Here is a 5,550-nt window from a genome sequence, read left to right on the forward strand (position 1 = left end):
CTGCCCTGCGACACATACTGGCCTTCCTGCACCACAATTTCAGACATGTGACCATAGAGCGTTTTCCACCCGCCTGAATGGGACATCATCACATATTTCCCCAAAATCGGCGAATATCCGGTTTCGATTACCCTGCCATCCATGGGAGCCTTGATCGGTGAGCCATAGGGAGCGGCAATATCAATCGCATTATGGAATGAGCGGCGGCCCGTAAACGGATCTTTGCGCCACCCGAACCAGGATGTTATGCGGCCACTTACCGGCCATCTGAAAAGGGTGCCTGCAATTTCCCGCAATTGGGCTGCTGGAAGCCGCACGTCAGGAAGAAAAAGAGGCCTTCCGGCATGAATATTCTCTGTCAGCAGTCCATTCGCATCGATAATTCTGTCAGCGCTTATATTGTAAGCAGCTGCAATTTCCTGCACGGTCGCATCCTTGGTCGGGATGTGCACGATACCCGACTGATTGGGCACTTTGAGCAGCTGGCCGGGCTTAAGCGCTTTGGCAGAAGTAAAGGCGTTAATGCTTATAAGCGTATCGAGTGATACATCAAACTGTGCTGCGATTCCCGAAAGGGTGTCGCCCCTTTTTACTTCATACACTGTATATTTGACGAGCTTGTCTTCCGGCTCGGGCATGACAATATCTTCGCTCGCAGCGAAAGGAGTTGCATCGGAGCCTCCGCGGGCTGAAAGAGGCCCTGGAGCAGGCCTGAAACTCGACCCAAGCAAAAACAGCATGCACCCAATCGAAAACAATAGTATGCGGAGATTCGATCCCCTTCCGATGTAATACACCCAGTTGTTGCGATCAAGTCGTATAGCCATTCTGCGCGGTACCCTCTCCACAAGAATATATCGCATTATATGAGCATTTGCTTCAACTTTGCAAGCATTACTTTTTCCTGCGTCGCCTTGATGACCTTGCGCGTATCTCATATACTGGGCTAAATAAACGGAATTAAGGAAAATACCTGATGGATGCAACGCATGCTGATGTAGCCCTGCTTCGCTGTGAGGACTATGACAGAACAAAACTGGACGCGATAATTGCGCAAGCCGCTGAGATTGCCGGTTTCCCTGATGTACGCGGAGCAACGATTCTTGTAAAGCCGAATGTCTTGAATGCCTCGCCTGCAGCAAAAGCAGTAACCACACACCCTGAATTTGTCGGTGCCGTCATTCGTTTCGCTCTGTCGCAGGGAGCAAAGGAAGTGCTCGTGGGAGATTCCCCCGGCTGGCAACCTGGCGCGCTTGCGGCGAAAACATCCGGTATTTATGACGCTGTGAAGCAAAATGGCGGCAAATGGGTCGATTTTCGCGAAGCGTCTCCTCATGCAGTCAATCATGGCAAAAGGCTGCGCAACATACCGCTGACCACATGGCTCGAGCATGTCGATATTGTCATCAACTTACCAAAACTGAAGAACCACAGGCTCATGACCTACACCGGCGCGATGAAAAACCTTTTCGGCCTCATCCCCGGCACTGCAAAAAGCGCAATGCACATGCAATATCCCGGAGTAATGGAATTTGGCGAAATGCTCGTAGATCTCGCCCTCTCGATTCCGCGATGTTTCACGTTCATGGATGGCATTGTAGCGATGCAGGGTGAAGGGCCGGGTTCAGGCACGCCGTATTCCCTCGGAATTGTACTGGCATCGCAGAGCATTGCAAAACTCGACTGGATCGCGGCGCGCTGCGTCGGATATGACCCGGCGCTCATTCCTTACCTCGCCGATGGATTGCGGAGAACACTCCAGAGCGAAGCGATAATTGAGCCTGCCATATCGCCGCTCTCGGTGCAGGACGTATCGCACGAGGGTTTCGAGCTTTTGCCGTATCACAGCGAGCTCGGTCGAAAACTAGGCGCAATTCCGAATGCGATGCGCGCCTTCGCCGGCTCTCTCATCCGCCTCCGCCCTGTTTTTCATACAGACAAATGCATTGGTTGTGGAGCCTGTGTGCAGATATGCCCTGCAAACGCGCTCGCCCTCGATTCGAAAAACAAAACCCATATCGTGCGAATCGACGACAAACTCTGCATTACCTGCTTTTGCTGCCATGAAGTGTGCCCTGCCAAGGCTATTTCGATTGGCAGAGTGCCAATGCGCCTCTGGCATAGAGCCAAACGCTCATAAATGGAGCCAAAAGCCATGCCGCATGTTTCCATAGAGCAATTTATTTCGTTCGGTCCAGAAAGCGAGTTCGAGCCTCTGGCCTTGCCTCGGCCTCTGCAGGCGAATGGCCGCATCATTCTAGAGCCTGAATCCATCCGTGAATGTGCAAAGCTTGCATTTTCGCGCATCGCCTATAAGATGCCCAGGTCCCAGCTGGCGGCTTTCTCTGCTGTTTTGGAGAGCCCTGAATCTTCTGTGAATGAAAAATTTGTCGCAGCAAGCCTTCTGGAAAATGCGCGTATCGCTGCAAAAGGTACGTATCCGATTTGTCAGGATACAGGCACAGCTCTTGTGTATGGCTGGCGAGGCGACCAGGTCGATATTGTACATAATGAAGAGATCGAAGATTTGCTCGCCGGGGGCACTGCTGAAGCATATGCCCAGGAAAGCCTTCGTAATTCGCAGTTGGGGCCGATATCGATGATCGAGGAGCGCAACACAAGGGATAATTTGCCGGCTGGCATTCAGATACGCTCTGTCCGCGGTGATTCGCTCGCGCTTGTATTCGTCGCAAAAGGGGGCGGATCGACCTCGCGCACATCGCTCACTATGGAAAGCCCTGCGATATTGAGGCAGGACCGGCTTGAGGAAACGCTGCGCAAGCGAATTCAATCGCTTGGCCCTTCGGGATGCCCACCATACACCATTGCGATGGTCCTCGGAGGAACAAGCCCAAGCGAGACTCTGTATGCTGCTGAGCTCGCCGCGCTCGGATTGCTCGACAACCTGCCACAGTCGGCTGGCGACGATGGCACGCCGCTGAGGGACAGATTCTGGGAAGAAAAAATGCTCGAGATTGCGAAGGAAAGCGGTATAGGAGCACAGTGGGGCGGTGTTCATCTCGCTGCTGCGACTCGAGCAATCAGGCTTTCACGCCACGCAGCCAATCTGCCGCTCGCTGTGGCAGTCTCCTGTGCCGCGAACCGGCATATAGCTGTCATCGCAGGCCCCAAAGGATGGGCTATACAGAAACTGGCTCATTATGCAAAAGACTCGTACCCAAGCTTCGAAACACTAAGAAAGGATGTCTTCGATGCAGCGCCGCATATCGAACTATCAAAAAGCAGCCAGGACTGGCTTGCTCAGCTTCGGTCCTTCGATGCTGGTACTATTGTAACTTTGTCCGGGCCGGTAATCGTCGCGCGCGATGCCGCTCATGCCAGGCTCCTCAAAATTCTGGAGAAAGAAAAGCATTTGCCTGACTGGTTTCTGGGCTTGCCTGTTTTTTATGCTGGACCGACTGAGGCCAAGCCGGGGCATGCAACAGGAGCATTCGGGCCCACTACTGCATCGAGAATGGACAGTTATCTTGAACCATTCATGAACGCGGGCGGCTCCGTGGTGACCATCGCAAAAGGAAGCCGCGGCGCAGAAGCAAAAAAGGCAATCATAGCGCACCAGGGCGTGTACTGCGCAGCTATAGGTGGTGCTGCCGCGCTCAACGCTGCGCACCATATTCGATCGCTCAGCATTATTCAGTTCGAAGATTTGGGAATGGAAGCGGTACGCGCCGCGACTTTGGAAACATTGCCGGTGATCATAGCCATCGACGCGCGAGGAAATGATATATACAGCAAAGAATAATCAGGCTTTCAGCTCTCGGCTTGCCGTGCAGGCTTTTCGTCGAGCGCTGCAACGCATTTATCAGCAAGGAACAGCGCAGTCACCATCAAAGCATGCCGCAGCTCGCCCGTTCCCATTTTCTGCCGTATTTCATCCGCAGGCATGAGATGCGCATCGATGATTTCGTTTGAATCCAGATTTCGTGTCACTTTCGGCTCCGGATCAAGAGCGACAAAAACATGAAAGTGATTATCCTGAATCGCTGGATTGGGAAACACCGTTCCCGCATGCAAAATTCGTGCAGAAACCCAGCCTGTTTCTTCCGCAAGCTCGCGGGCTGCTGCATGTGCCGGTTCTTCTCCAGGCTCCACGACACCGCCCGGGAACTCAAGGCTCACCTCATCCGCGCCATGCCGATACTGCCGCACCATCAAAAAAGACGTGCCATTCTCGGTGCGCACATAGGGAACAACCACAGCCCAGTCCTTCGCCTCCATCACCGCAAAACGGCCAACGCGACCATCCGGCCCGCGGCTTTCTCTTTCAAAAACGCTGAAGACATTGCATTCATACACTTTTCGAGAAGAGAGCATTGCCCACTTGCGCGCTCCATTGCCATCGCCTGCTATCATTTCATTCTCCGTTCAGCATCCTAATATTCAATGGCTTTGCTATACAAGCCTGACGTACCTCGGCTTGCCCGAAAAAGCCAGAAGCTCTACAATCAAGCTCATGAAGCATTGCATCGCCTGTATTCTGGCTTTTCTGCTCTCGTTCGCAAGCGTTTCGTTTGCGCAACCTGACCGGCCGATGCAAGCAAATCTTTCCATGGAGAAGATCATCATGCAGACATCTCGACCTCTTGTGATCGCTCATCGCGGATTCCGCGGGATAGCCCCGGAAAATACGCTTGTTTCAGCCCAGAAAGGCTTCGATGCCGGGGCTGATATGTGGGAGCTCGATGTCGCTGCCTCGAGCGAGGGAGAACTTGTCGTCATTCACGACAACACGCTTGTTCGAACCACAAATGCAGCATCGATCTTTCCGAAGCGGTCGCCCTGGACCGTATACGATTTTTCTCTTGCGGAGCTGAAGTCGCTCGATGCGGGTTCATGGTATGCGTTGACCGATCCGTTCAAGCAAATTAAATCGGGCAGAGTCGCTGCCAAAGAGCTCCAGGCATTTGCCGGCTTGCAGATTCCCACGCTCCGTGAAGCGCTCGAGCTCACTAAGCGCCTTGGCTGGCGCGTAAATATCGAAATAAAAGACGCCACCGGCTTTGCGTGTGACGCATGGATTGTAGAGAAAACTGCGGCTCTTATCAGAGAGCTCGATATGGTTCCTTCGGTGCTTGTTTCTTCATTCAACCATGAATATCTGCGTCGAATGAAAAAAACGGCTCCTGAGATCGCTGTTGCTGCCCTCATTGACAAGCCAATTGAAGATCCTGTCTCCGTGCTCAAAGAGATCGGAGCGGTAGCGCTCAATCCCAATGCCAAGTACCTCGATGAAGCGACGGTGAGGACCGTGCGTGCAGCTGGCTTTGGCGTTCTGCCATGGACAGTAAACGACCCCGCAGATATGAAGCGGCTCATCCAATGGGGCGTGACAGGGATTATCACGGATTTCCCGGACGAAGGGCTGAAGCAAGTTGCTGGCCACCTTTAATAAATTTTTCGCAGCTTTCTATTGCGCGCTTAGCAAAGCGGCTGTAAACTATCTCATGTAATATATGCCGGGAGTTCATCCGGCAAATCATACAGAATCCTGGAGGCAAAGTAATGAAACGAGTCATTCTCTTGATGGCC

Annotated in this window: 5 protein-coding genes; 3 read left to right on the forward strand and 2 right to left on the reverse strand. The window is 52.9% G+C overall.

Features of this window, described 5'->3' with window-relative positions:
- On the reverse strand, positions 1–827 hold an 827-nt coding region (locus GAP13_RS12430), incomplete at its 3' end, for a LysM peptidoglycan-binding domain-containing protein (protein ID WP_158908618.1).
- Positions 828–976: 149 nt separating this feature from the next.
- Here GAP13_RS12430 and GAP13_RS12435 point away from each other — a divergent pair.
- Both GAP13_RS12435 and GAP13_RS12440 read left to right on the forward strand, forming a co-directional pair.
- Positions 977–2,140, forward strand: a complete 1,164-nt coding sequence (locus tag GAP13_RS12435; RefSeq protein WP_158908025.1) for a DUF362 domain-containing protein — start codon at positions 977–979, stop codon at positions 2,138–2,140.
- 15 nt (positions 2,141–2,155) lie between these two features.
- Positions 2,156–3,763: a fumarate hydratase gene (locus tag GAP13_RS12440; RefSeq protein ID WP_158908619.1), complete on the forward strand. Its 1,608-nt coding sequence runs from the start codon at positions 2,156–2,158 to the stop codon at positions 3,761–3,763.
- Positions 3,764–3,771: 8 nt separating this feature from the next.
- Here GAP13_RS12440 and GAP13_RS12445 read toward each other — a convergent pair whose 3' ends face one another.
- Positions 3,772–4,374, reverse strand: coding sequence for an NUDIX hydrolase (locus GAP13_RS12445; protein ID WP_158908023.1), 603 nt, complete (start codon positions 4,372–4,374; stop codon positions 3,772–3,774).
- A gap of 100 nt (positions 4,375–4,474) precedes the next feature.
- Between GAP13_RS12445 and GAP13_RS12450 the strand changes: the two genes are divergently transcribed.
- A complete protein-coding gene (locus tag GAP13_RS12450) occupies positions 4,475–5,410 on the forward strand; it encodes a glycerophosphodiester phosphodiesterase (protein ID WP_222126188.1) in 936 nt (311 codons plus the stop codon).
- The last annotated feature ends 140 nt before the right edge of the window (positions 5,411–5,550 follow it).

The organism is Rectinema subterraneum, from assembly GCA_009768935.1.
GTDB classification, from domain to species: Bacteria; Spirochaetota; Spirochaetia; order Treponematales; family Rectinemataceae; genus Rectinema; species Rectinema subterraneum.